Source organism: Kosakonia sp. ML.JS2a (assembly GCF_025642095.1).
GTDB lineage: Bacteria > Pseudomonadota > Gammaproteobacteria > Enterobacterales > Enterobacteriaceae.
In genome coordinates this window covers 867,517-890,411 of record NZ_CP106754.1, presented here as the reverse complement: position 1 = coordinate 890,411, position 22,895 = coordinate 867,517, and the positions used below count along the sequence as shown (strand labels likewise).

Below are 22,895 nucleotides of genomic sequence, written 5' to 3'. Positions count from 1 at the left end.
GTTTAATCACGCCGCCAAAAGCCGGGTTCACGACCTGTTGCAGGCCGCAACGCAAACGTTCTCTTTCGCCTGAACTTATCACCGAAAGCGGCGCTTAACCATAAGGTAAAATGGGTCATCACATTAGCTTATGACCTGTTTAGCCAAAAAACGGATTAGATGATTACACTGGCTTAATGACATAAAGGCTGCACAAACCATTACAGGAAGGGGGATTCCAGCACCATTCACAGCATTTCACTCCGCAAAAAAGCGAATTTTGCCGTATAAGAAAAAACATGACATGAAAAAATCTAATCTGAAAAAAGCGGTGAAATTAGATTATTTCAAATGAGAAGTGAGAGCCCCCTCCCGTTGCCGGGAAGGGAAAATGTGACGGGGTTAACGTAACCACTCGGGGAGATCGTTCAGGCCTAACGCCTGACGCAGTAGCTGACTTTTCACACCGGGGAGCGTATCGGCCAGTTTCAGGCCAATATCACGCAGCAATTTTTTCGCCGGGTTGGCACCGGCAAACAGCTCGCGAAATCCCTGCATACCGGCCAGCATCAGCGCCGCACTGTGCTTGCGGCTGCGCTCATAGCGACGCAGATAAAGGTGCTGCCCAATATCTTTGCCCTGAGCGCGTAAACGACGCAGTTCGGCGATTAACTCCGCCACGTCCATAAAGCCAAGGTTTACGCCCTGCCCGGCCAGCGGATGGATGGTGTGCGCGGCATCGCCAACCAGCGCCAGGCGATGCCCGGCAAACTGACGCGCATAACGCCCGGTCAATGGGTAAACCTGGCGCTCACTTTCCACGCGGCAAAGCCCAAGGCGGTTATCAAACGCCATACACAGCGCCTGGTTAAACGCCTCCTCGCTTGCCTGCTGCATGGCCTTTGCCTGCTCCGGCGGCAACGACCAGACAATCGAGCAGACATGCGGCTCGCTAAGCGGCAGGAAGGCGAGAATACCATCATGATGGAACACCTGGCGCGCCACAGCCTGATGGGGCTCTTCCGTGCGGACGGTCGCCACCAACGCATGATGGTGATAATCCCAGAACGTCAGCGGTATATCGGCTTTGTTACGCAGCCAGGAGTTAGCGCCATCCGCGCCGATCACCAGCCGCGCAGTCAGCATCGTGCCATCTTTTAACGTAAGAAAGGCCTCATTTTCGCCCCACGCGACTTGTTGCAGCTCCGCCGGGGCAAGCGTGGTCACATCCGGGCATTGCTGTGCTTTGTCCCACAACGCCTGATGGATCACCGCATTTTCAATAATGTAGCCAAGGTGGTCGTAGCCCATGCTCTGGTCATCAAAAGCAATACGCCCGAAGCTGTCTTTATCCCACACTTCCATGCCGTGATAGCAACCCGCGCGACGGGCAATAATGTTTGACCACACGCCCAGATGACTCAGCAGTTTTTCGCTGGCGGCGTTGATCGCCGATACGCGTAACGCAGGGGGCGCATCGTCAGCCAGCGGCGCAGGACGCTGCTGCTCAAGCACCGCCACACGTAATCCGCTGCCCTGCAACCCGCACGCCAGCGCCAGTCCCACCATGCCGCCGCCAACAATCACAACATCAACACTCTGCACTCTAACGCTCCTTTGATCCTTAACGGGCAACCCAACCGAGGGTTCGCTGCGCCAGCGCATCGCGCGCCGGGGTGAATAGATCCATCGCCATAAGCCCGACATTGCGCCCAACCACCAGCGGAGCCCAATGGTTCGCAAACAGATGCACCAGCCCGTCGGTCACCCCAATGGTGGATTTTTTATCCGCATAACGACGGTCGCGATAGCGGGTCAGCACCGGGAATTCCCCCACATCCCGTTGGTCGACTGCGGCCTGCGCCAACGTTTCCGCCAGCGTCATCACATCGCGCATGCCAAGGTTAAACCCCTGCCCGGCAATCGGGTGCAGGGTTTGCGCCGCATTGCCAACCAGCACAGCACGGTGAGAAATGGTCGAGGATGCACAGCTCAATGACAGGGGATAAACAGTGCGTTTGCCGGTCTGCGTAATGCGCCCGAGCCGCCAGCCGAACGCTTTTTGCAATTCATTGCAGAAACGTTCATCAGACCAGGCAGCCACGGTTTGCTGTTTCTCCAGCGGGTGGCACCACACCAACGAACAGCGCCCCTGCGACATAGGTAACATGGCCAGCGGACCATGTTCAGTAAAACGTTCGAATGCGCGCCCCTGGTGCGGCACCGAGGTCATCACATTCGCAATCACCGCCACCTGATGATAAGGCGATTGCTGCTGGCTGATGCCCAACTGCTCACCCAGAGCGGAGCGGGAACCATCGGCCGCCACCAGCAATTCGCCAATAATTGACTCGCCATTATCCAGCGTAACGCAGACCTGCCGGGCATCACGGGTAAACTGGCGAACGCTCGCCGGGCAATGCACGGTAACGCCCGGGGCTTTTTGCAACAGGCTAAACAGCCGCTGCCCGACATCATGCAGCTCAACCACCTGACCGAGCGCATCAAGACGATACGCCTGCGCATCCAGGGTGACGAAACCGGCATGACCGCGATCGCTGACATGCACCGTCGAAATCGGCGTCGCGCAGGAGGCTATCGCCTGCCAGATCCCAACACGAGCCAGTTGCTGGCAGGTTCCTGCCGCCAGCGCAATCGCGCGAGCATCGAACCCGGGGTGATCACTCGCCCCCGGCGCAGTAGCCTCTACCAGATGAACGGGCAATTGGCCTGAGGTTAAATGCGAAATAGCCAGCGCCAGCGTTGCCCCCGCCATGCCGCCGCCAACAATAATCACGCTCATGATCGGCGCGCCGCCGCCATCAGCGCCTCAATCTCATCCGCCGTTTTCACCACGCTGGCGGTCAGGTTTTCGTTGCCGCTTTCCGTGATCACAATGTCATCTTCGATACGAATGCCAATCCCGCGGTACTGCTCCGGCACATCGGCATCCGGTGCGATATACAGCCCGGGTTCAACGGTCAGCACCATGCCAGGCGCCAGTTTGCGGGAACGATCCGGGCCATAAACGCCAACATCATGCACATCAAGCCCCAGCCAATGGCTTAGCCCATGCATAAAGAACGGACGGTGGGCGTTATTCGCCACCAGCTCTTCCACTTCGCCTTTAAGAATGCCGAGTTTGACCAGCCCGTTAATCATGATTCGCACCACTTCACCGGTCACGTCCTGAATCGAGGTGTCCGGGCGGAACAGCTCAAGGGAGCGCGTCAGCGATGCAAGGACAATGTCATAAATTTCACGCTGCGCCGGGCTGAATTTGCCATTCACCGGGAACGTGCGGGTGATATCTCCGGCATAGCCCATGTATTCGCAGCCTGCGTCGATCAGCACCAAATCCCCGTCACGCATCTGACTTTCGTTTTCGGTGTAGTGCAGAATGCAGCCGTTGACGCCGGAGCCGACAATGGTGTTGTAGGAGGGGAAACGCGCGCCATGGCGGTTGAATTCATGCTGAATCTCGCCCTCAAGCTGGTATTCAAACATACCCGGACGGCAAACCTGCATCGCACGCGTGTGCGCCAGTGCGGAGATCTCCCCGGCGCGACGCATCACCTCAATCTCTTCGGCGGACTTGAACAGACGCATTTCATGCACGATCGGGCGCCAGTCGGTCAACGTGGCGGGAGCCTTCAGGTTCTGCCGCGAACCTTTGCGCAGCTTATCCAGCGCGGTAAACAGGACCTTATCGGCATACTCAAATTCGCCCTGCGCGTGATACACCGCATCAAGGCCGTTGAGCAACTGATAAAGGTGCTCGTTGATATCCGGAAACGCCAGCGCACGATCAACGCTCAGTTTTTCTGGCGCGGCCTCCTGCCCAAGACGTCGGCCAAACCAGATCTCGGCGGTTTTATCCCGTATACGGTTAAACAGGACGCTGTGGTTGTGGGTGTCATCGCTCTTAATCAGCACCAGCACAGCTTCAGGTTCGTTAAAGCCGGTGAAGTACCAGAAGTCGCTGTTCTGGCGATAAGGATACTCGCTGTCCGCGCTGCGGGTTGCTTCCGGCGCGGCGAAAATCAACGCCGCGCTTCCAGGCACCATCTGCGCCAGCAATGCCTGGCGACGACGGAGAAACTCAAGCTGTGTCATGACACCTACTCCCTGCAAGACGAATTAATGTAATGTCGGCTTACGCACTTCAGGTGCGGTCGGCTGTGGGCGCGTAAAGGTGTCGTGGCACAGCAGCGCCGCGACACGCACATATTCGATGATCTCTTCGAGCGACATCTCCAGCTCTTCCTGATCTTCTTCTTCGTCATAGCCCAACTGCGCGATATTACGCAGGTCGTCAATCGCCTCGCCGGTTTCGCCGGTCACTTTATCGAGTTTGGGTTGCGTAACGCCCAACCCCAGCAGGAAATGGTTCACCCAGCCCGCCAGCGCATCCGCGCGATCGAACACGCTGACATCGTCGCCTTCAGGCAGATAGAGCTGGAAAAGAAAACCGTCGTCTTCCAGTGAGTCACTGGTGCCAGCGTGCATGGCGCGCAGTGCCTGCGCCAGCTCGTGACCAAACGCCAGTCCGTCATTCGTCAAGTCATGCAGCAGCGGCAGCCAGGAGCTGTCATTATTGCCACCGCAGAGCATCCCCGCGATAAGACCGTGCATTTCAGCAGGAAGTAATCCCACGCCCTGTTGGTTGAGTAGCTGGCCTACTTCGTTGTAACCAGGTATTTCGTTCTGTATAGACATGCGCATTCGTCGTCGTTGGGGGGAATATTCATGATATGCTACCACTTTGGCCCCTGGTGATATACCCGTGATGCTTCACGTTACATGCCTTTGCATGCACGCTGGATAATTAAGGTATAGACGCAAAAAACTTGAAAGCACGCGCCAGGCTAGCTTATAGTGTCGCCCCTTCGCAACCCAGGGCTCGGATGCGAAGGCAGAGCGCAGTCAAACAGCAGGAAGGTGGCATGTCTGCACAACCCGTCGATATCCAAATTTTTGGCCGTTCACTGCGAGTGAACTGCCCGCCTGAGCAGAGGGATGCTCTAAATCAGGCTGCGGAAGATCTGAATCAGCGGTTGCAAGATCTGAAAGTTCGCACTAGAGTCACCAATACTGAGCAGCTGGTGTTTATCGCCGCGCTGAATATCAGCTATGAGCTGACTCAGGAAAAGGCAAAAACCCGCGAGTACGCCGCCAACATGGAGCAACGTATTCGGATGTTACAGCAGACCATCGAACAGGCATTGCTTGATCAGGGTCGCATAACAGAAAGACCGGGACCGAAGTTTGAATAACACTTCAGGGTCAGTTGTGGTAGAGTGACCGTGAAGACAAAATTTCTCTGAGATGTTCGCAAGCGGGCCAGTCCCCTGAGCCGATATTTCATACCACAAGAATGTGGCGATCCATGGTTGGTGAGCATGCTCGGTCCGTCCGAGAAGCCTTAAAATCATGACGACGCATTCACCTTGAACCAAGGGTTCAAGGGTTACAGCCTGCGGCGGCATCTCGGAGATTCCCTTCTTTTACTACCATGACGCAACTTCCTGATTTTCCTTCATCACGACAAGAAATCCGCAAACTGATTCGCCAGCGACGCCGGGAACTGACCAGCGGCCAACAAGCGCATTTTGCTCAGCAAGCTGCCGCTCGTATGATGGCGTACCCGCCAGTCGTGATGGCGCATACCGTCGCGCTGTTTCTCTCTTTCGATGGTGAGCTCGATACCCAACCGCTAATTGAGCAGCTCTGGCGCAGCGGCAAGCGTGTTTACCTGCCGGTATTGCATCCGTTTAGCCCCGGTAATCTGCTTTTTCTGCACTACCATCCCCATAGCGAACTGGTGGTCAATCGCCTGAAAATCCAGGAGCCGAAACTGGATGTCCGCGATGTGCTGCCACTTCATCAACTTGATGTTCTGATCACTCCGCTGGTGGCCTTTGATGAACACGGGCAACGCCTGGGAATGGGCGGCGGTTTCTACGACAGAACACTGCAAAACTGGCGCGAGTACAGTCTGCAACCCATCGGCTACGCCCACGACTGCCAGGGCATCAGCGCGCTGCCGGTCGAAGAGTGGGATATCCCGCTGCCTGCGGTGATCACGCCGTCAAAAATCTGGGAATGGTAACGGCCTTCCTCCCCCGCCAGGGAGAGGAAGACGCGAGGTTTATCAGAACAGCAGACGGGAACGAATGGTGCCAGGAATGGCTTTCATACTCTGCAGCGCTTTTTGCGCCACATCTTCATCGGCTTCAATATCTACCACCACATAGCCCATATACGGCGTTGTTTGCAGATACTGTGCGGCAATGTTGATGTTCTGGCTGGCGAAAATCTGGTTCAGCGCAGTCAGCACGCCCGGGCGGTTTTCGTGGATGTGCAGCAGGCGACGACCGCCATGCAACGGCAGAGAAACTTCCGGGAAGTTAACCGCAGACAGCGTTGAGCCGTTGTCCGAGTATTTGATCAGTTTACCGGCAACTTCTAACCCGATGTTTTCCTGCGCTTCCTGCGTGGAGCCGCCAATATGCGGGGTCAGCAGTACGTTATCGAATTCGCACAGCGGGGAGTCGAAGGGATCGCTGTTGGTTGCCGGCTCTGTCGGGAATACGTCGATAGCCGCACCCGCCAGATGTTTGCGTTTCAGCGCATCGCACAGCGCCGGAATATCCACCACCGTACCGCGCGCGGCGTTAATCAGCAGCGCGCCAGGTTTCATCAGCGCCAGTTCTTCCACACCGATCATATCTTTAGTGGAGTTGTTTTCCGGCACGTGCAGGCTCACCACATCGCTCATGTTCAGCAAATCGGAAAGATGCTGAACCTGTGTGGCATTACCCAGCGGCAGTTTGTTTTCAATATCGTAGAAGTAAACATGCATACCCAGCGATTCCGCGAGAATGCCAAGCTGCGTGCCGATGTGGCCATAGCCGATGATACCCAGTTTTTTACCGCGCGCTTCATAGGAGCCCACAGCCAGCTTGTTCCAGATACCGCGATGCGCTTTGGCGTTCGCTTCCGGGATGCCGCGCATCAGCAGCAGCAGTTCGCCGATCACCAGTTCCGCCACGGAACGCGTGTTGGAGAACGGCGCGTTAAACACCGGGATACCGCGTTTCGCGGCCGCGTCGAGGTTAACCTGGTTGGTGCCGATACAGAAACACCCAATCGCCACCAGTTTTTCAGCGGCGGCAATGACATCTTCAGTCAGTTGAGTACGGGATCGCAGGCCAATAAAGTGAGCATCACGAATGGATTCTTTCAGTTGCTCGCTGTCCAGCGCGCCCTTGTGAAATTCAATGTTGGTATAACCTGCCGCACGAAGGCTATCCAGCGCCTTCTGATGAACCCCTTCAACCAGCAGGAATTTAATTTTGTCTTTCTCCAGTGATACCTTTGCCATTTACCCGACCCTGTTTTTGTCTTGACTGTGATGTTGTGCAGATTGCAATCCGCTTCAGTCAACATATCAAAAAAAACTATTGCGGCAATATGAACGTTTGCGTCGGCCATCTGAAGAAATGTCATACAGCGGGAATTAGCAGATAAAAATGCTGGAAAAATGGACAACGCTGGCAGGGATCTCAGCAATGGCATAAAAACGTGACAGATATCACCAAATTTGCCGTTCGAAGATTTTTTAAAGGGAGGCCTGCGCCTCCCTGTCAGATCATTTTACGATGGTTTTCACACCGTCGGCAGTGCCGATCAACGCCACATCCGCGCCACGGTTAGCGAATAACCCTACGGTTACTACGCCCGGGATACCATTAATGCTGTTTTCCAGCGCGATCGGGTCGATAATCTCCAGCCCGTACACATCGAGGATCACGTTGCCATTATCCGTCACCACATTCTGGCGGTATTCCGGGCGGCCGCCCAGTTTCACCAGTTCACGGGCAACCGCGCTGCGCGCCATCGGGATCACTTCCACCGGCAGCGGGAATTTCCCCAGGATATCGACCTGCTTAGACGCATCAGCGATGCAGATAAACTTATCGGCGACCGAAGCGATGATTTTCTCACGCGTCAGCGCCGCGCCGCCGCCTTTGATCATCTGCATCTGGCCGTTAATTTCGTCTGCGCCATCAACGTAGATGCCCAGCCGATCAACCTCATTGAGATCGAACACGGTAATCCCGAGGCCTTTCAGCTTCTCGGTTGAAGCGTCCGAACTGGAGACAGCGCCTTCAATCTGGCCTTTCATCGTGCCCAGCGCGTCAATAAAGTGTGCGGCAGTGGAGCCTGTGCCTACGCCCACAATGGTGCCGGGTTCAACATACTTAAGCGCTGCCCAGCCCACTGCTTTTTTGAGTTCATCCTGCGTCATGGTCGTTCACCTGTGGTGTGAAATTTCAGGCGCATTATAGACCAGCCTTCCCCCAAATGTCCCTGTGACCAGTGTCACATTACGCGACTGCCAATTTCGTCTGTATCTCCTAAAAATTTATGTCATAGTGCTGGGTAATCATTTGCAGGAGACAGTGCGAACAATGAAACGTCCGGACTACAGAACACTACAAGCGCTTGATGCGGTCATTCGTGAACGCGGGTTTGAGCGCGCCGCACAAAAGCTGTGTATTACCCAGTCCGCCGTATCGCAGCGCATTAAACAACTCGAAAATATGTTCGGCCAACCGCTGCTGGTGCGCACCGTACCACCGCGTCCAACGGAACAGGGGCAAAAACTGCTGGCGTTGCTGCGCCAGGTGGAACTGCTGGAAGAAGAGTGGCTGGGCGATGAGCAAACCGGCTCCACGCCGCTGCTGCTGTCGCTGGCAGTGAACGCCGACAGTCTGGCGACCTGGCTGCTGCCCGCGCTGGCGCCGGTGCTGGCAGACTCGCCCATCCGTCTGAATCTGCAGGTTGAAGATGAAACCCGCACCCAGGAACGCCTGCGTCGCGGCGAAGTGGTGGGCGCGGTGAGTATTCAGCCGCAGGCACTTCCCAGTTGCCTGGTCGATCAACTTGGCGCGCTGGATTACCTGTTCGTCGGCTCAAAAGAGTTCGCCGCCCGCTACTTCCCTAACGGGGTCACGCGCTCTGCGTTACTGAAGGCGCCTGCGGTTGCCTTTGACCACCTGGATGACATGCATCAGGCGTTTTTACAGCAGTACTTCGACCTGCCGCCGGGCAGCGTACCTTGTCATATCGTTAACTCCTCCGAAGCCTTTGTGCAACTGGCGCGACAGGGCACTACCTGCTGTATGATCCCGCACCTGCAAATTGAAAGAGAGCTGAACAGCGGTGATTTAATTGACCTGACGCCGGGCCTGCTGCAACGCCGCATGCTCTACTGGCATCGCTTTGCGCCGGAAAGCCGGATGATGCGCAACGTAACCGATGCGCTGCTGGAATACGGACATAAGGTATTAAGGCAGGATTAATTTGCCCCTCACCCCCGCGGGTGAGGGAAACGATCACTTCGCAGCAGGGGTCTGCTGCTGGCCCTGAACGGGCTCCAACTGGAACACCACATCAACCTGATCGTCAAACTGGATAGTCGGCTGTTCGTAAGTTTCCTGCGCAGAAACCGGCGCTGCCGCCTCGGCTTTCATCATGCGAACCATCGGGCTCGGCTGATAGTTGGAAACATGGTAACGAACGCTGTAGACCGGACCGAGTTTGGCATGGAAACCGTCGGCCAGTTGCTGTGCCTGGCGGGTGGCATCATCGATCGCGGCTTTACGGGCTTTATCTTTAAAGGATTGCGGTTGCGCAACGCCCAACGAGACGGAACGGATTTCGTTCAGACCCGCCTTCAGCGCGCCATCCAGCAGTGAATTGAGTTTATCCAGCTCGCGCAGCGTCACTTCAACGGTGCGTACCGCGCGGTAGCCTTTGAGGATGCTTTTGCCGTTCTGGTAGTCATAATCGGGCTGAGTGCGTAAATTCGCGGCATTAATGTCTTTGCGGGCAATGCCATTTTGCTCAAGGAAGCTAAGATATTGCGCAACACGGTCATCGGCCTGTTTTTTGGCTGAGGCTGCATCTTTAGCGGCGACGTTCACCTCAATCGCCAGGGTGGCGATGTCCGGGGTCGCATCCACGCTTGCCGTCCCTGAGGTGACAATATGCGGACCATCCGGCAATTCACTCGCCTGCACCGCCATCGCACTGAAACCCACCATTGCCGCCAGGGCCATCACTTTAAATTTCACAGTTGCTCCTCCATGGTGCTTTTGTTACGTCCATACATGCTGGACGCCTGGCAGCAAGCTTAGCGGCTCGGCGCAAATTGTCCATCGGACTTACCTTAACTGAATAATCCCTGCAAATGGTGGACGCCCTCTTTCGCCAGTTGAAGCGCGATAATCCACATCACCAGCCCAACCAGCAGGTTAATCACCCGCTGCGCTTTGGCTGTTCGCAGGCGGGGGGCAAGCCAGGCCGCGAGTAACGCCAGGCTGAAGAACCACAGAAATGATGCGCTGACCGTGCCTAACGCAAACCAGCGGCGCGGCTCAACATCCAGTTGCCCACCCAGGCTACCGAGCACGACAAAGGTATCCAGATACACATGAGGATTAAGCCAGGTCACCGCCAGCATGGTGGCAACAATGCGCCAGCGGCCCTGGCGTAACGCGTCCGCACTGGCCATATCCGGTTGGCTGCTGAGTGCTGTTTTCAGCGCGCCAAAACCGTACCACAGTAAAAACGCCACGCCGCCCCAGGTGACCAGCGCCAGCAGCCAGGGTGATTGCATCAGCAGCGCACTACCGCCGAAAATACCGGCGCAAATCAATAGCAAGTCGCTGAGGGTACAGAGAAAAGCCGTCATGATGTGGTACTGCCTGCGGATCCCCTGGTTCATGACAAACGCATTTTGCGGCCCGAGAGGCAGGATCAGCGCAGCTCCGAGCATAAGCCCTTGAAAGTAATAAGATAGCACGTCTTCATTCCGTCAGAGTTGTTTCGGATGCAGACTATAGCGTGGAAGAATTATTAGTGGAAATTTATAGTTTTAATCGTTAATTAGAATAACTAATGATTGTGGATAGTAAGAAGGCCGGCTGTGCCGACCTTGACCATTACTGCTCCGCTGTGGATTTGACACGTTTAAAATTGACGTCCATTTGTGGGTACGGGAAGCTGATGCCCTGCTCATCGAAACGACGTTTAATCAATTCCAGTACATCCCAGTAGACGTTTTGCAGGTCGCCGCTCTTACTCCAGACACGCACCACAAAGTTGATCGACGAGGGTCCCAGCTCATTCAGGCGCACGGTCATCTCACGATCTTTCAGAATGCGATCGTCAGCCTGAATAATCTCCGTCAGTATGTTTTTCACCTGGTCGATATCGGAATCGTAAGCCACGCCGATAATGAACTCGTTACGGCGTACTGGCTCGCGGGAGAAGTTCACGATATTCCCGGCGATAATTTTGCCATTCGGGATCACCACAATACGGCCATCCACGGTGCGCATGGTGGTGGAGAAAATCTGCACCTGCAACACCGTCCCGGCCACGCCGCCCAAATCAACATACTCGCCGGAGCGGAACGGACGGAAGGTAACCAGCAACACGCCAGCCGCCAGGTTAGAGAGCGAGCCCTGCAATGCCAGACCAATAGCCAGACCGGCGGCACCGAGTACGGCGATCACCGAGGCTGTCTGCACGCCAACGCGCCCCAGCGCGGCAATCAGGGTAAAGGCGATGATGCCATAACGCACCAGTGCAGAGAGAAAATCCGCGACGGTGGTGTCGATATGCCGTGCCACCATCAACCGGTTAACAGCATTGGAGACAATGCGTGCGACAATCATGCCGACAATGATGATGGCAATCGCCGCCACAATATTGACGAGATAGCTCAGCAACAACGCCTGGTTGTTGACCAGCCATGAGCCGGCATCGTTGATGCTGTCGACGACGTTGAGATCTTCCATTCTTTCTTCCTTACTGTTGTTCCAAACGGGAAAACCGTCCTTTGCGGACAGGACAGTTTCCTAAAGGGTAAACAATAAGCGGCGATTTCGCCAAATGGATCACATTTTATGTCGCGGGCAGCCTGTTGAATTCTCAATAAAAAAGCCCGCATATTTGCGGGCTTTTTGCTGAATCAGGACTCAAATTACAGAACGTCTACCGCGTTCAGTTCTTTGAAAGCCTGCTCCAGGCGAACGACCATGCTGGTCTGCGCAGCACGCAGCCATACACGCGGATCGTAGTATTTCTTGTTCGGCTGGTCTGCGCCTTTCGGGTTGCCCAACTGGCCCTGCAGGTAGCCTTCGTTTTCTTTGTAGTAGTTCAGGATACCTTCCCAGGTTGCCCATTGGGTGTCGGTATCGATGTTCATTTTGATAACGCCGTAGCTTACGGAGTCTTTGATTTCCTGAGCGGAAGAACCGGAACCGCCGTGGAAGACGAAGTTCAGGCTGTTGTGCGGCAGGTTATGTTTTTTGGAAACATATTCCTGAGAGTCGCGCAGGATAGTCGGGGTCAGTTTCACGTTGCCCGGTTTGTACACGCCGTGTACGTTACCGAAAGAAGCAGCGATGGTGAAACGCGGGCTGATCGCGTTCAGTTTGGTGTACGCGTAATCAACGTCTGCAGGCTGGGTGTACAGTGCAGAAGCGTCCATGTGGCTGTTGTCCACGCCGTCTTCTTCACCACCGGTGCAACCCAGTTCGATTTCCAGAGTCATGCCCATTTTGGCCATGCGCGCCAGATATTTGGAGCTGATTTCGATGTTCTCTTCCAGAGATTCTTCAGACAGGTCGATCATGTGAGAAGAGAACAGCGGTTTACCGGTAGCAGCAAAGTGTTTTTCACCCGCGTCCAGCAGACCGTCGATCCACGGCAGCAGTTTCTTCGCGCAGTGGTCAGTGTGCAGGATCACCGGCACACCGTAATGTTCAGCCATCTGGTGAACGTGATGCGCGCCAGAGATAGCGCCCAGAATTGCCGCGCCCTGAGGAACGTCGGTTTTCACGCCTTTACCCGCGATAAATGCAGCGCCGCCGTTAGAGAACTGAACGATAACCGGAGCTTTAGCTTTTGCAGCGGCTTCCAGAACAGCGTTGATGGAGTCGGTGCCCACGCAGTTTACTGCCGGCAGAGCGAAGTTGTTTTCTTTCGCTACCTGGAACACTTTCTGAACGTCATCACCAGTGATTACGCCCGGTTTTACGAAATCAAAAATTTTAGACATGTTACGGAGTCCTGTATCTGTATCTTCGACCGTTAGAGAAAAGTCGCGAGCTCTTAAGCGCGCTGAAAATTGGGCAGGTTTCCCTGCCCAGTAAAAACTTACTTCTTAGCGCGCTCTTCGAGCATAGCTACTGCCGGCAGAACTTTGCCTTCCACGAATTCGAGGAATGCGCCGCCGCCAGTGGAGATGTAGGAAATCTTGTCAGCGATGCCGAACAGGTCGATCGCCGCCAGGGTGTCGCCACCCCCTGCGATGGAGAACGCGTCGCTGTCTGCGATAGCGTTAGCCACGATTTCGGTACCTTTACGGAAGTTCGGGAATTCAAACACACCAACCGGACCATTCCACAGAATAGTTTTGGCGTTTTTCAAGATTTCAGCCAGTTTTTCTGCAGAAGCGTCGCCCAGATCCAGAATTTGCTCATCGTCTTTGATGTCAGCAACGGATTTCAGGGTGGCCGTTGCGGTTTCAGAGAACTCGGTCGCAACGCGAACGTCCGTCGGAACAGGGATATCGCAAGTGCTCAGCAGGCGTTTAGCTTCATCAACCAGATCGGCTTCATACAGGGATTTACCAACGTTGTGGCCCTGGGCGGCAACGAAGGTGTTGGCGATACCGCCACCCACGATCAGCTGGTCAGCGATTTTGGACAGAGAGTCCAGAACGGTCAGTTTAGTGGAAACTTTAGAACCACCTACGATAGCGACCATCGGGCGAGCCGGTTCTTTCAGCGCTTTACCCAGCGCGTCCAGTTCGTCTGCCAGCAGCGGACCTGCACAAGCAACGTCAGCAAATTTGCCGATGCCGTGAGTCGAAGCCTGCGCACGGTGCGCAGTGCCGAAAGCATCCATCACGAACACGTCGCACAGTGCAGCGTATTTTTTGGACAGTGCTTCGTCGTCTTTCTTCTCGCCCTTGTTGAAACGAACGTTTTCCAGAACAACCAGCTCACCTGCAGCAACGTCAACGCCGTCCAGGTAGTCTTTAACCAGACGTACCGGGCTGGACAGTTTGTCTTTCAGGTAATTAACAACCGGCAACAGAGAGAATTCTTCGTTGTACTCGCCTTCGGTCGGACGACCCAGGTGGGAGGTGACCATCACTTTCGCACCCTGCTTCAGGGCCAGTTCGATGGTCGGCAGAGAAGCACGGATACGCGCATCGCTGGTCACTTTGCCATCTTTAACCGGTACGTTCAGATCCGCACGGATGAAAACGCGTTTACCTGCCAAATCCAGATCGGTCATCTTAATTACAGACATGGTGAATCCTCTCAATGATTCTTAAAGTTTTGCAGACACGTGAGTGTCTTACCTGAAACCAATAGCCGCCATTGCTAACGTCGTGTCGAGCATCCGGTTAGCAAAGCCCCATTCGTTATCGCACCATACCAGGGTTTTAATCAGGTGCGCGCCACTGACCCGTGTCTGTGTGCCATCAACAATGGCACTGTGCGGATCGTGGTTAAAATCGGTTGAAACCAACGGTAATTCCGTATAGTCAACTATACCATGAAATGTTCCCTGCGCTGCTTTTTGCAGCAACGCGTTGACTTCAATGGCTTTTACCGGTTTTTTTACCGTTACGCTGAGATCGATAGCCGTCACGTTAATGGTCGGTACGCGAACCGCTATCGCCTCGAATCTGTCATTAAATTGCGGGAAAATACGCGTGATCCCCGCCGCCAGTTTGGTGTCCACCGGGATAATTGACTGGCTGGCTGCACGCGTGCGGCGCAGATCGGAATGATAGGCGTCAATCACCTGCTGATCGTGCATTGCGGAGTGAATGGTCGTCACGGTTCCCGATTCGATACCATACGCATCGTCGAGCAGTTTTATGACCGGAATAATACAGTTCGTCGTGCAGGACGCGTTGGAGACAAGGCGATCTTCAGCACGCAGCGTGCTCTGATTGACGCCAAACACGATGGTCGCGTCGAGATCGTGGCTACCGGGGTGGGAGAACAGAACTTTTTTCGCTCCCGCCGCCAGATGCGCTTCGCCATCTTCACGGTTGCCATACACGCCCGTACAGTCGAGCACCACATCCACACCCAGCTCACGCCAGGGCAGCGCCGTAATCGAACGCTCGTGCAGAATGCGAATGACATCATCGCCAACAAACAGTTGCTCACGCTCCTGGCGAACATCCCAGGCGAAACGTCCATGGCTGGTGTCATATTTCAACAAATGCGCCATGCCCACGGCATCCGCCAGTTCATTGATTGCCACCACGGTGATTTCCGCCCGACGCCCGGATTCATATAAAGCACGAACCACATTGCGCCCGATGCGACCGAAACCATTAATCGCTATGCGTACGGTCATAACTCTCCTGCAAGACAAGCCGGTCTGAAGTGGATGACAGAGTAATCCAGCAACCACAAGAGGGGAATCCTCGCCTGCCTCAAACTGCGTCTGTTTGGTCATTTGTCGAACATTTAGCCGACTGAAACGCTTCAGCTAGAATAAGCGAAACATGGAATAAAAGGAATGATTGTCCAGACGGTTTCGCCAGTAATCTGACTTGCATCACATTTTCGCAGGAATAATTGGCGCAAATGCGCACGAAGGGAAGAATAACTGGCGAAAAAAAACCGGGCGCAATGCCCGGTTGATCATTAACCTGTGAAGCCGCTATCCGGCGACAGGGATTACAGCAGCGCTTTAGCTTTGGCGACCACGTTATCCACGGTGAAGCCAAACTCTTCAAACAGCAGCTCAGCCGGCGCCGACTCACCAAAGGTGGTCATGCCCACTACCGCGCCGTTCAGGCCCACGTATTTGTACCAGAAGTCCGCAATACCGGCTTCAATCGCCACACGTGCAGACACCGCTTTCGGCAGAACGGATTCACGGTACGCCGCATCCTGTTTGTCGAACGCGTCGGTGGACGGCATGGAGACCACGCGCGCCTTCACGCCTTCAGCGGTCAGTTTTTCCCACGCCGACACCGCCAGCTCCACTTCAGAGCCGGTGGCAATCAGGATCAGCTGCGGCTGACCGGTGCAATCCTTCAGCACATACGCACCGCGGGCGATATCCGCCAGCTGTTGCGCCGTACGCTCCTGCTGTGCCAGGTTCTGACGGGAGAGGATCAGCGCCGTCGGGCCGTCGGCACGTTCCACGCCGTATTTCCACGCCACCGCGGATTCCACCTGGTCACACGGACGCCAGGTACTGACGTTCGGGGTCAGACGCAGGGACGCCACCTGCTCCACCGGCTGGTGTGTCGGGCCGTCTTCGCCCAGACCGATGGAGTCGTGGGTGTAGACCAGCACCTGACGCTGTTTCATCAGCGCCGCCATACGCACCGCGTTACGGGCATATTCGACGAACATCAGGAAGGTGGAGGTGTACGGCAGGAAACCGCCGTGCAGGGTGATGCCGTTGGCAATCGCGGTCATACCGAACTCGCGCACACCGTAATGGATGTAGTTGCCGGCAGTGTCTTCGTTGATGGCTTTCGAACCGGACCACAGGGTCAGGTTGCTTGGCGCCAGGTCAGCAGAGCCGCCAAGGAATTCCGGAAGCCATGGACCAAAGGCTTCGATGGCATTCTGCGACGCTTTACGGCTGGCGATTTTCGCCGGATTGGCCTGCAGTTTCTCCACAAATGCCTGTGCTTTGGCGTCGAAGTCAGACGGCAGTTCGCCTTTCATACGGCGGGTGAACTCAGCCGCTTCCTGCGGGAAGGCACTGGCGTAGGCCGCAAATTTGTCGTTCCAGGCGGCTTCTTTCGCCTGACCGGCTTCTTTCGCATCCCACTGCGCATAGATGTCAGACGGGATTTCAAAGGCCGGGTGTTTCCAGCCCAGCGCTTCGCGGGTCAGGGCGATTTCCGCATCCCCCAGCGGCGCGCCGTGGGAATCATGGGTACCGGCTTTGTTCGGCGAACCGAAACCGATGATGGTTTTGCACATCAGCAGCGACGGTTTGTCCGTCACGCTGCGCGCTTCTTCCACTGCACGTTTGATGGCGTCTGCATTGTGACCGTCCACCCCGCGCACCACGTGCCAGCCGTAGGCTTCAAAGCGTTTCGCGGTGTCGTCGGTGAACCAGCCCTCAACGTGACCGTCGATGGAGATGCCGTTGTCATCATAGAACGCCACCAGTTTGCCCAGTTTCAGGGTGCCGGCCAGCGAGCAGGCTTCATGGGAGATACCTTCCATCATGCAGCCGTCGCCCATAAAGGCGTAGGTGAAGTGGTCAACAATATCGTGACCCGGGCGGTTGAACTGCGCCGCAAGGGTTTTCTCGGCAATCGCCATGCCCACGGCGTTGGCAATGCCCTGCCCCAGAGGGCCGGTGGTGGTTTCCACACCGGCGGTGTAGCCCACTTCCGGGTGACCCGGCGTTCTGGAGTGCAGCTGACGGAAGTTCTGCAGCTCGGACATCGGCAGGTCGTAACCGGTGAGGTGCAGCAGGCTGTAAATCAGCATCGAGCCGTGGCCGTTGGACAGCACAAAGCGGTCGCGGTCAGCCCAGGCCGGATTCGTCGGGTTATGGTTCAGAAAATCACGCCACAGGACTTCGGCAATGTCAGCCATCCCCATCGGGGCTCCCGGGTGACCGGATTTGGCTTTCTGTACCGCGTCCATGCTCAGCGCACGAATAGCATTGGCAAGCTCTTTACGTGAGGACATTTTGACTCCAGATCGGACGATTAAAGGCAGTTCCCTTGACGACAGCGCGTTTTGGGCTACGCCGGAAAAAAGTGCCAACAATGTAACCCAAGCGGCTGGTCATGTACATGGAGCATCCTTTTGCCTGTTCAGAAATCTCCGGAAGCTGCTCGCATGTTGCGCAATCTTCTCGCCCGGTAATCCTTGCCTTATTTATACTTAGCCCAACCGCTGGTTCGACTGAACCCGGCGGATTATCAGAATAATGACTCAACTTATTGCGGAAGATGACACATGAAAATTCGCCCAGCATTACTTGCCCTGGGAATGACAACCCTGCTTGCCGGTTGCCAGAATATGGACTCCGGCGGTTTTCTCAGCTCGGGGGCAGAAGCCTTCCAGGCTTACACCCTGAGTGATGCTCAGGTTAAAGCACTGAGCGACGATGCCTGTAAACAGATGGACGGTAAAGCCAGCATTGCACCGGCCAGCAGCCCGTATAGCCAGCGCCTGAGCAAAATAGCCGCCGCCCTCGGCGACAATATCAACGGCCAACCGGTGAACTACAAAGTCTATGTGGCGAAGGATGTGAACGCCTTTGCAATGGCCAATGGCTGCATCCGTGTCTACAGCGCACTGATGGACATGATGACCGACAACGAAGTCGAAGCGGTGATTGGCCACGAAATGGGCCACGTTGCGCTGGGGCATGTGAAGAAAGGTATGCAGGTTGCGCTGGGAACCAATGCATTACGCGCAGCGGCGGCGTCCGCGGGCGGTATTGTCGGCAGTTTGTCGCAATCGCAGCTTGGCGCACTGGGCGAACAACTGGTGAATTCACAGTTCTCCCAGCGCCAGGAATCCGAAGCGGATGACTACTCTTACGATTTGTTGCGCAAACGCGGTATCAATCCATCAGGGCTGGCAACCAGTTTTGAAAAACTGGCGAAAATGGAAGAGGGCCGTCAGAGTTCAATGTTTGACGATCACCCTGCGTCCGTGGAGCGCGCGCAGCATATTCGCGACCGTATGGCGGCAGACGGTATTAAATAACGCAACAGGGAGGCACGATTGCCTCCCTGTTTTTACGCCGTGCGTTGACAGCCAGCAGTCACCGGAAAACCTTATTCGTCTTCCAGATAGGTGTAGCCATACAGTCCGGCTTCAAACTCTTCGAGGAACTGCTGCTGCAGCGCATCTTCGAGGCCGGTTTGTTTAACCTGATCGCGGAACTGCGTCAGCAGGGTGTTCGGATCGAGCTGCACATACTGCAACATATCCGCGACGGTGTCGCCTTCATCGGAAAGCTCCACTTCCACGCTGCCATCCGGAAAAACAAACACATCAACCGCCTCGGTATCACCGAACAGATTATGCATGTTCCCGAGGATCTCCTGGTACGCGCCAACCATAAAGAAGCCCAGCATCGGCGGGTTATCCGGATCGTATTCCGGCATCGGCATGGTGGTGGCGATCCCGTCGCCATCCACATAGTGATCGATAGCGCCGTCGGAGTCGCAGGTAATATCCAGCAGGACCGCACGGCGTTCCGGCGCGTGATTCAGCCCTTCCAGCGGCAATACCGGGAACAGTTGATCGATCCCCCAGGCATCCGGCATCGACTGGAACAGCGAGAAGTTGACGTACATTTTGTCCGCCATACGCTCCTGTAACTCATCGATAATCGGACGATGGGCACGGTTGCTCGGATCCAGCTGTTTCTGCACTTCATGGCACATATTCAGATAGAGCTGCTCAGCCCAGGCGCGCTCTTGCAGGCTATAAGCGCCAGAAGAGTAACCAACATGGATATCGTGTAGGTCCATCTGGCTGTCGTGCAGCCATTCGCGCAGCGAACGGCGCGTGCCTGGCTCATGCATCTCCTGCCAGGTTTCCCACATGCTTTGCAAGGCACGCGGTGCGTCATCAGCAGGCGCTGTCGCCTGCGTGTATTCGTTGCGCTCCACGCCGATAATATTGGACACCAGCACCGTGTGGTGCGCAGTCACGGCGCGACCGGATTCCGTGATCACCGTCGGATGCGGCAAGCCATGCTCTTCACACGCATCGCCAATCGCCCAAATGATGTTATTGGCATATTCGTTCAGGCCGTAGTTCACCGAACAGTCTGACTGCGAACGCGTACCTTCATAGTCCACGCCTAAACCGCCGCCAACGTCGAAGCACTGGATATTCACGCCCAGCTTATGCAGTTCAACGTAGAAACGCGCGGATTCACGCACGCCGGTCGCGATATCGCGGATGTTCGCCATCTGCGAACCGAGGTGGAAGTGCAGCAGTTGAATGCTGTCCAGACGCCCGCGCTCGCGCAGAATTTCCACCAGTTGCAGAACCTGGGTGGCTGCCAGACCAAATTTGGATTTCTCGCCGCCGGAAGATTGCCATTTACCGGAACCTTGCGACGCCAGACGCGCACGCACGCCAAGACGCGGCACCACGTTCAAACGCTCTGCTTCTTCCAGTACGATGGCGATTTCGGTCATTTTCTCAATCACCAGATAGACCTTGTGGCCCATCTTCTCGCCAATCAGCGCCAGGCGAATGTATTCGCGGTCTTTATAGCCGTTACACACGATCACCGAGCGGGTCATGCCCGCATGCGCCAGCACCGCCATCAGCTCCGCTTTGGAACCGGCTTCCAGCCCCAGCGGTTCGCCGGAATGGATCAGCGACTCAATCACGCGACGGTGCTGATTCACCTTGATCGGATAGACGAGGAAATAGTCGCCGTTGTAGCCGTAGGATTCACGCGCACGTTTAAAGGCGGCGTTAATCGAGCGCAGGCGATGTTGCAGGATCTGCGGGAAGCAGAACAGCGCAGGCAGGCGCTGCCCTTGCGCTTCGCGCGCTTTCACCAGCTGCGCCAGGTCAACGCGGGCTTCCGGTACGTCCGGGTCCGGGCAAACGCTGATATGCCCCAGCTCATTGACGTCGTAGTAATTATTACCCCACCACGCAATGTTATAAGTACGTAGCATCTTGCTGGCTTCCTGGGAGCTCATCGCCACCTCCTGCATGGAACGTAATACACCGTGTTCGCCTGCTGACGAAGGCGAAACCGAAGACATGTCGTCAGACATAGCGAACCTCAACGTAAGAAAGTGTATACCCTGTTACTTTCACCGCGCCCGAGGGCTGCCAGGTAAAATGCAACGGATACAAAACAGTTGACTACTATCGCAGTGACACATAGCGATAACAACCCATAAACAGCCTGAATGCTCAGCATGTCATGCTGAAGCGCCGGCTGTGCGACCGGTTTCTTGTTCATATCATTGTAAAACACGTTCCGAACTTAAGTATGACAGTCCGGCGAAACCACGAGAAAACTCCTGATTTATCAGGAGAGCCCTTGTTCAGTTATCGCAACGCCTTACCGGCTCTGGAGTCCTGAGAAGCGCCGAAATGGGTATAACATCGGCTGGTTTGCAGATTAGAAATGCAGGTAGCGGGGAATAAACATGCGTCAGAACGACGCAACAGTTTCTGCGGAAAACAACGGTTCATTATCTCGTATCACCTCCACGCAAGCCTTTTACAACCCGCGACAAGCCAAAGCCATTAAATTCACTGCTTAACCCGGCTGGAAGTGGCGACACAGCGTTTTTGCCGTGCGCTTTTTTAAGTGAGCCGCGCGCGGCGTTTTATACCGACAACGGGGTGAAAATGCAAAATAAAAAAGCTGTGTTTGACGCATTGCCAGGAAAATTTTCCGTCACTATTTGTGACAGGAAGGGCGAACATCAAAAAGCGCTGGCAATAGGGTCAAGAAGTAACCTAGAATAGCCATCCAGATGTTAATCCGTCTATATTGATTAACACTTAGACTTTTGCGTCATAACCTGCAGTCCCCGCGGCGCCACCGCGAAGGCATATCCAGACGCAGAATTCGAGCTAACCGTATTACTCCAGGGTGAAAACAACATATGGCAAAACACCTTTTTACGTCCGAGTCCGTCTCCGAAGGGCATCCTGACAAAATCGCTGACCAAATTTCCGACGCCGTGCTGGATGCGATCCTCGAGCAGGATCCGAAAGCGCGCGTTGCGTGTGAAACTTACGTCAAAACCGGCATGGTGCTGGTGGGTGGCGAGATTACCACCAGCGCATGGGTTGATATCGAAGAGATCACTCGTAATACCGTCCGTGAAATTGGCTATGTGCATTCCGACATGGGCTTTGACGCCAACTCTTGCGCCGTACTGAGCGCGATTGGTAAACAATCTCCGGATATCAACCAGGGCGTTGACCGTGCCGATCCGCTGGAACAAGGCGCAGGCGACCAGGGGTTGATGTTTGGTTACGCGACCAATGAAACCGACGTGCTGATGCCTGCACCGATCACCTATGCGCACCGTCTGGTTGAGCGTCAGGCTGAAGTGCGTAAAAACGGCACCCTGCCGTGGCTGCGCCCGGACGCGAAAAGCCAGGTCACTTTCCAGTATGAAGACGGCAAAATTGCCGGCATCGATGCGGTCGTTCTGTCCACACAGCATGCAGAGAATATCGACCAGAAATCCCTGCAAGAAGCGGTGATGGAAGAGATCATCAAGCCGATCCTGCCGTCTGAGTGGCTGAATGAATCCACCAAATTCTTTATCAACCCGACTGGCCGTTTCGTTATCGGTGGCCCAATGGGCGACTGTGGCCTGACCGGGCGTAAAATTATCGTTGATACCTACGGCGGCATGGCGCGTCACGGTGGCGGCGCATTCTCCGGTAAGGATCCGTCTAAAGTTGACCGTTCCGCCGCTTATGCTGCCCGTTACGTGGCGAAAAACATCGTTGCTGCGGGCCTGGCCGACCGTTGTGAGATCCAGGTCTCCTACGCTATCGGCGTGGCGGAACCGACCTCCATCATGGTGGAAACCTTCGGTACCGAGAAAATCGCCAGCGAGCAGTTGATCCTGCTGGTGCGCGAATTCTTCGATCTGCGTCCGTACGGTCTGATCCAGATGCTGGATCTGCTGCACCCGATCTACAAACAAACCGCCGCATACGGTCACTTTGGTCGCGAAACGTTCCCATGGGAAAAAACCGACAAAGCCGATGCACTGCGTGAAGCTGCTGGTCTGAAATAATCCTCTGGCAATTTCGGCTTTAAGGCCAGCCTCGTGCTGGCCTTTT

The 22,895-nt window shown here is 55.3% G+C and carries 20 protein-coding genes and 1 other RNA gene; 6 read left to right on the top strand and 15 right to left on the bottom strand.

Annotated features, from left to right (window positions below; translation table 11 throughout):
• Nucleotides 1-381: 381 nt before the first annotated feature.
• Genes ubiI through N7922_RS04230 form a run of 4 tightly spaced genes read right to left on the bottom strand, consistent with a single transcriptional unit; the run spans nt 382 to nt 4,698 of the window.
• Nucleotides 382-1,584: an FAD-dependent 2-octaprenylphenol hydroxylase gene (gene ubiI / locus N7922_RS04245; protein ID WP_263099393.1), complete on the bottom strand. Its 1,203-nt coding sequence runs from the start codon at nt 1,582-1,584 to the stop codon at nt 382-384.
• A 19-nt stretch (nt 1,585-1,603) separates the two neighbouring features.
• Nucleotides 1,604-2,782, bottom strand: a complete 1,179-nt coding sequence (gene ubiH / locus N7922_RS04240) for a 2-octaprenyl-6-methoxyphenyl hydroxylase (RefSeq protein ID WP_263099392.1) — start codon at nt 2,780-2,782, stop codon at nt 1,604-1,606.
• The gene (gene pepP / locus N7922_RS04235; protein ID WP_263099391.1) at nt 2,779-4,095 is read right to left on the bottom strand and encodes a Xaa-Pro aminopeptidase; all 1,317 of its coding nucleotides are present in this window, start codon (nt 4,093-4,095) and stop codon (nt 2,779-2,781) included. Before pepP ends, ubiH begins: the two co-directional genes overlap by 4 nt.
• A 24-nt stretch (nt 4,096-4,119) precedes the next feature.
• The gene (locus N7922_RS04230; protein WP_088237846.1) at nt 4,120-4,698 is read right to left on the bottom strand and encodes a YecA family protein; all 579 of its coding nucleotides are present in this window, start codon (nt 4,696-4,698) and stop codon (nt 4,120-4,122) included.
• Nucleotides 4,699-4,925: 227 nt separating this feature from the next.
• Between N7922_RS04230 and zapA the strand changes: the two genes are divergently transcribed.
• The 3 genes from zapA (at nt 4,926) to N7922_RS04215 (ending at nt 6,091) form a co-directional block, all read left to right on the top strand.
• Nucleotides 4,926-5,255, top strand: coding sequence for a cell division protein ZapA (zapA, locus tag N7922_RS04225; RefSeq protein WP_061493235.1), 330 nt, complete (start codon nt 4,926-4,928; stop codon nt 5,253-5,255).
• 41 nt (nt 5,256-5,296) lie between these two features.
• Nucleotides 5,297-5,480, top strand: a non-coding RNA gene (ssrS, locus tag N7922_RS04220) — 6S RNA.
• Between the two features lie 14 nt (nt 5,481-5,494).
• Nucleotides 5,495-6,091, top strand: coding sequence for a 5-formyltetrahydrofolate cyclo-ligase (locus tag N7922_RS04215; RefSeq protein ID WP_263099390.1), 597 nt, complete (start codon nt 5,495-5,497; stop codon nt 6,089-6,091).
• A gap of 42 nt (nt 6,092-6,133) precedes the next feature.
• On the opposite strand, the gene serA is transcribed toward N7922_RS04215, so the two are convergent.
• The gene (serA, locus tag N7922_RS04210) at nt 6,134-7,366 is read right to left on the bottom strand and encodes a phosphoglycerate dehydrogenase (RefSeq protein WP_061493233.1); all 1,233 of its coding nucleotides are present in this window, start codon (nt 7,364-7,366) and stop codon (nt 6,134-6,136) included.
• Nucleotides 7,367-7,633: 267 nt separating this feature from the next.
• Complete coding sequence (gene rpiA / locus N7922_RS04205) at nt 7,634-8,293, bottom strand: ribose-5-phosphate isomerase RpiA (protein ID WP_061493232.1); 660 nt, start codon at nt 8,291-8,293, stop codon at nt 7,634-7,636.
• A 163-nt stretch (nt 8,294-8,456) separates the two neighbouring features.
• Between rpiA and argP the strand changes: the two genes are divergently transcribed.
• The gene (gene argP / locus N7922_RS04200; protein ID WP_263099389.1) at nt 8,457-9,350 is read left to right on the top strand and encodes a DNA-binding transcriptional regulator ArgP; all 894 of its coding nucleotides are present in this window, start codon (nt 8,457-8,459) and stop codon (nt 9,348-9,350) included.
• Between the two features lie 33 nt (nt 9,351-9,383).
• On the opposite strand, the gene N7922_RS04195 is transcribed toward argP, so the two are convergent.
• From N7922_RS04195 to tkt, 7 genes are all read right to left on the bottom strand, one after another.
• A complete protein-coding gene (locus N7922_RS04195) occupies nt 9,384-10,124 on the bottom strand; it encodes an oxidative stress defense protein (RefSeq protein ID WP_263099388.1) in 741 nt (246 codons plus the stop codon).
• Nucleotides 10,125-10,219: 95 nt separating this feature from the next.
• A complete protein-coding gene (gene argO, locus N7922_RS04190) occupies nt 10,220-10,855 on the bottom strand; it encodes an arginine exporter ArgO (protein WP_263099387.1) in 636 nt (211 codons plus the stop codon).
• Nucleotides 10,856-10,994: 139 nt separating this feature from the next.
• Nucleotides 10,995-11,855: a small-conductance mechanosensitive channel MscS gene (locus N7922_RS04185; protein WP_263099386.1), complete on the bottom strand. Its 861-nt coding sequence runs from the start codon at nt 11,853-11,855 to the stop codon at nt 10,995-10,997.
• 185 nt (nt 11,856-12,040) lie between these two features.
• On the bottom strand, nt 12,041-13,120 hold the full coding sequence (gene fbaA, locus N7922_RS04180; RefSeq protein ID WP_263099385.1) for a class II fructose-bisphosphate aldolase: 1,080 nt from the start codon (nt 13,118-13,120) through the stop codon (nt 12,041-12,043).
• A gap of 98 nt (nt 13,121-13,218) precedes the next feature.
• Nucleotides 13,219-14,382: a phosphoglycerate kinase gene (gene pgk / locus N7922_RS04175; RefSeq protein WP_263099384.1), complete on the bottom strand. Its 1,164-nt coding sequence runs from the start codon at nt 14,380-14,382 to the stop codon at nt 13,219-13,221.
• A gap of 48 nt (nt 14,383-14,430) precedes the next feature.
• Nucleotides 14,431-15,450 (bottom strand): erythrose-4-phosphate dehydrogenase, encoded by a 1,020-nt coding sequence (gene epd / locus N7922_RS04170; RefSeq protein WP_263099383.1) that lies wholly within the window; start codon nt 15,448-15,450, stop codon nt 14,431-14,433.
• A gap of 326 nt (nt 15,451-15,776) precedes the next feature.
• Entirely contained in the window at nt 15,777-17,768 is a 1,992-nt protein-coding gene (gene tkt / locus N7922_RS04165; protein WP_263099382.1) for a transketolase, read from the bottom strand.
• Nucleotides 17,769-18,041: 273 nt separating this feature from the next.
• Here tkt and N7922_RS04160 point away from each other — a divergent pair, with 273 nt between their 5' ends.
• Nucleotides 18,042-18,800 (top strand): M48 family metallopeptidase, encoded by a 759-nt coding sequence (locus tag N7922_RS04160; RefSeq protein ID WP_263099381.1) that lies wholly within the window; start codon nt 18,042-18,044, stop codon nt 18,798-18,800.
• A gap of 71 nt (nt 18,801-18,871) precedes the next feature.
• On the opposite strand, the gene speA is transcribed toward N7922_RS04160, so the two are convergent.
• Both speA and yqgB read right to left on the bottom strand, forming a co-directional pair.
• Nucleotides 18,872-20,848 (bottom strand): biosynthetic arginine decarboxylase, encoded by a 1,977-nt coding sequence (gene speA / locus N7922_RS04155; RefSeq protein ID WP_263099380.1) that lies wholly within the window; start codon nt 20,846-20,848, stop codon nt 18,872-18,874.
• An 8-nt stretch (nt 20,849-20,856) separates the two neighbouring features.
• Complete coding sequence (gene yqgB / locus N7922_RS25295; protein WP_411554241.1) at nt 20,857-20,997, bottom strand: acid stress response protein YqgB; 141 nt, start codon at nt 20,995-20,997, stop codon at nt 20,857-20,859.
• Nucleotides 20,998-21,694: 697 nt separating this feature from the next.
• On the opposite strand from yqgB, the gene metK reads away from it, so the two are divergent.
• A complete protein-coding gene (gene metK / locus N7922_RS04140; protein ID WP_263099378.1) occupies nt 21,695-22,849 on the top strand; it encodes a methionine adenosyltransferase in 1,155 nt (384 codons plus the stop codon).
• Nucleotides 22,850-22,895 lie beyond the last annotated feature (46 nt).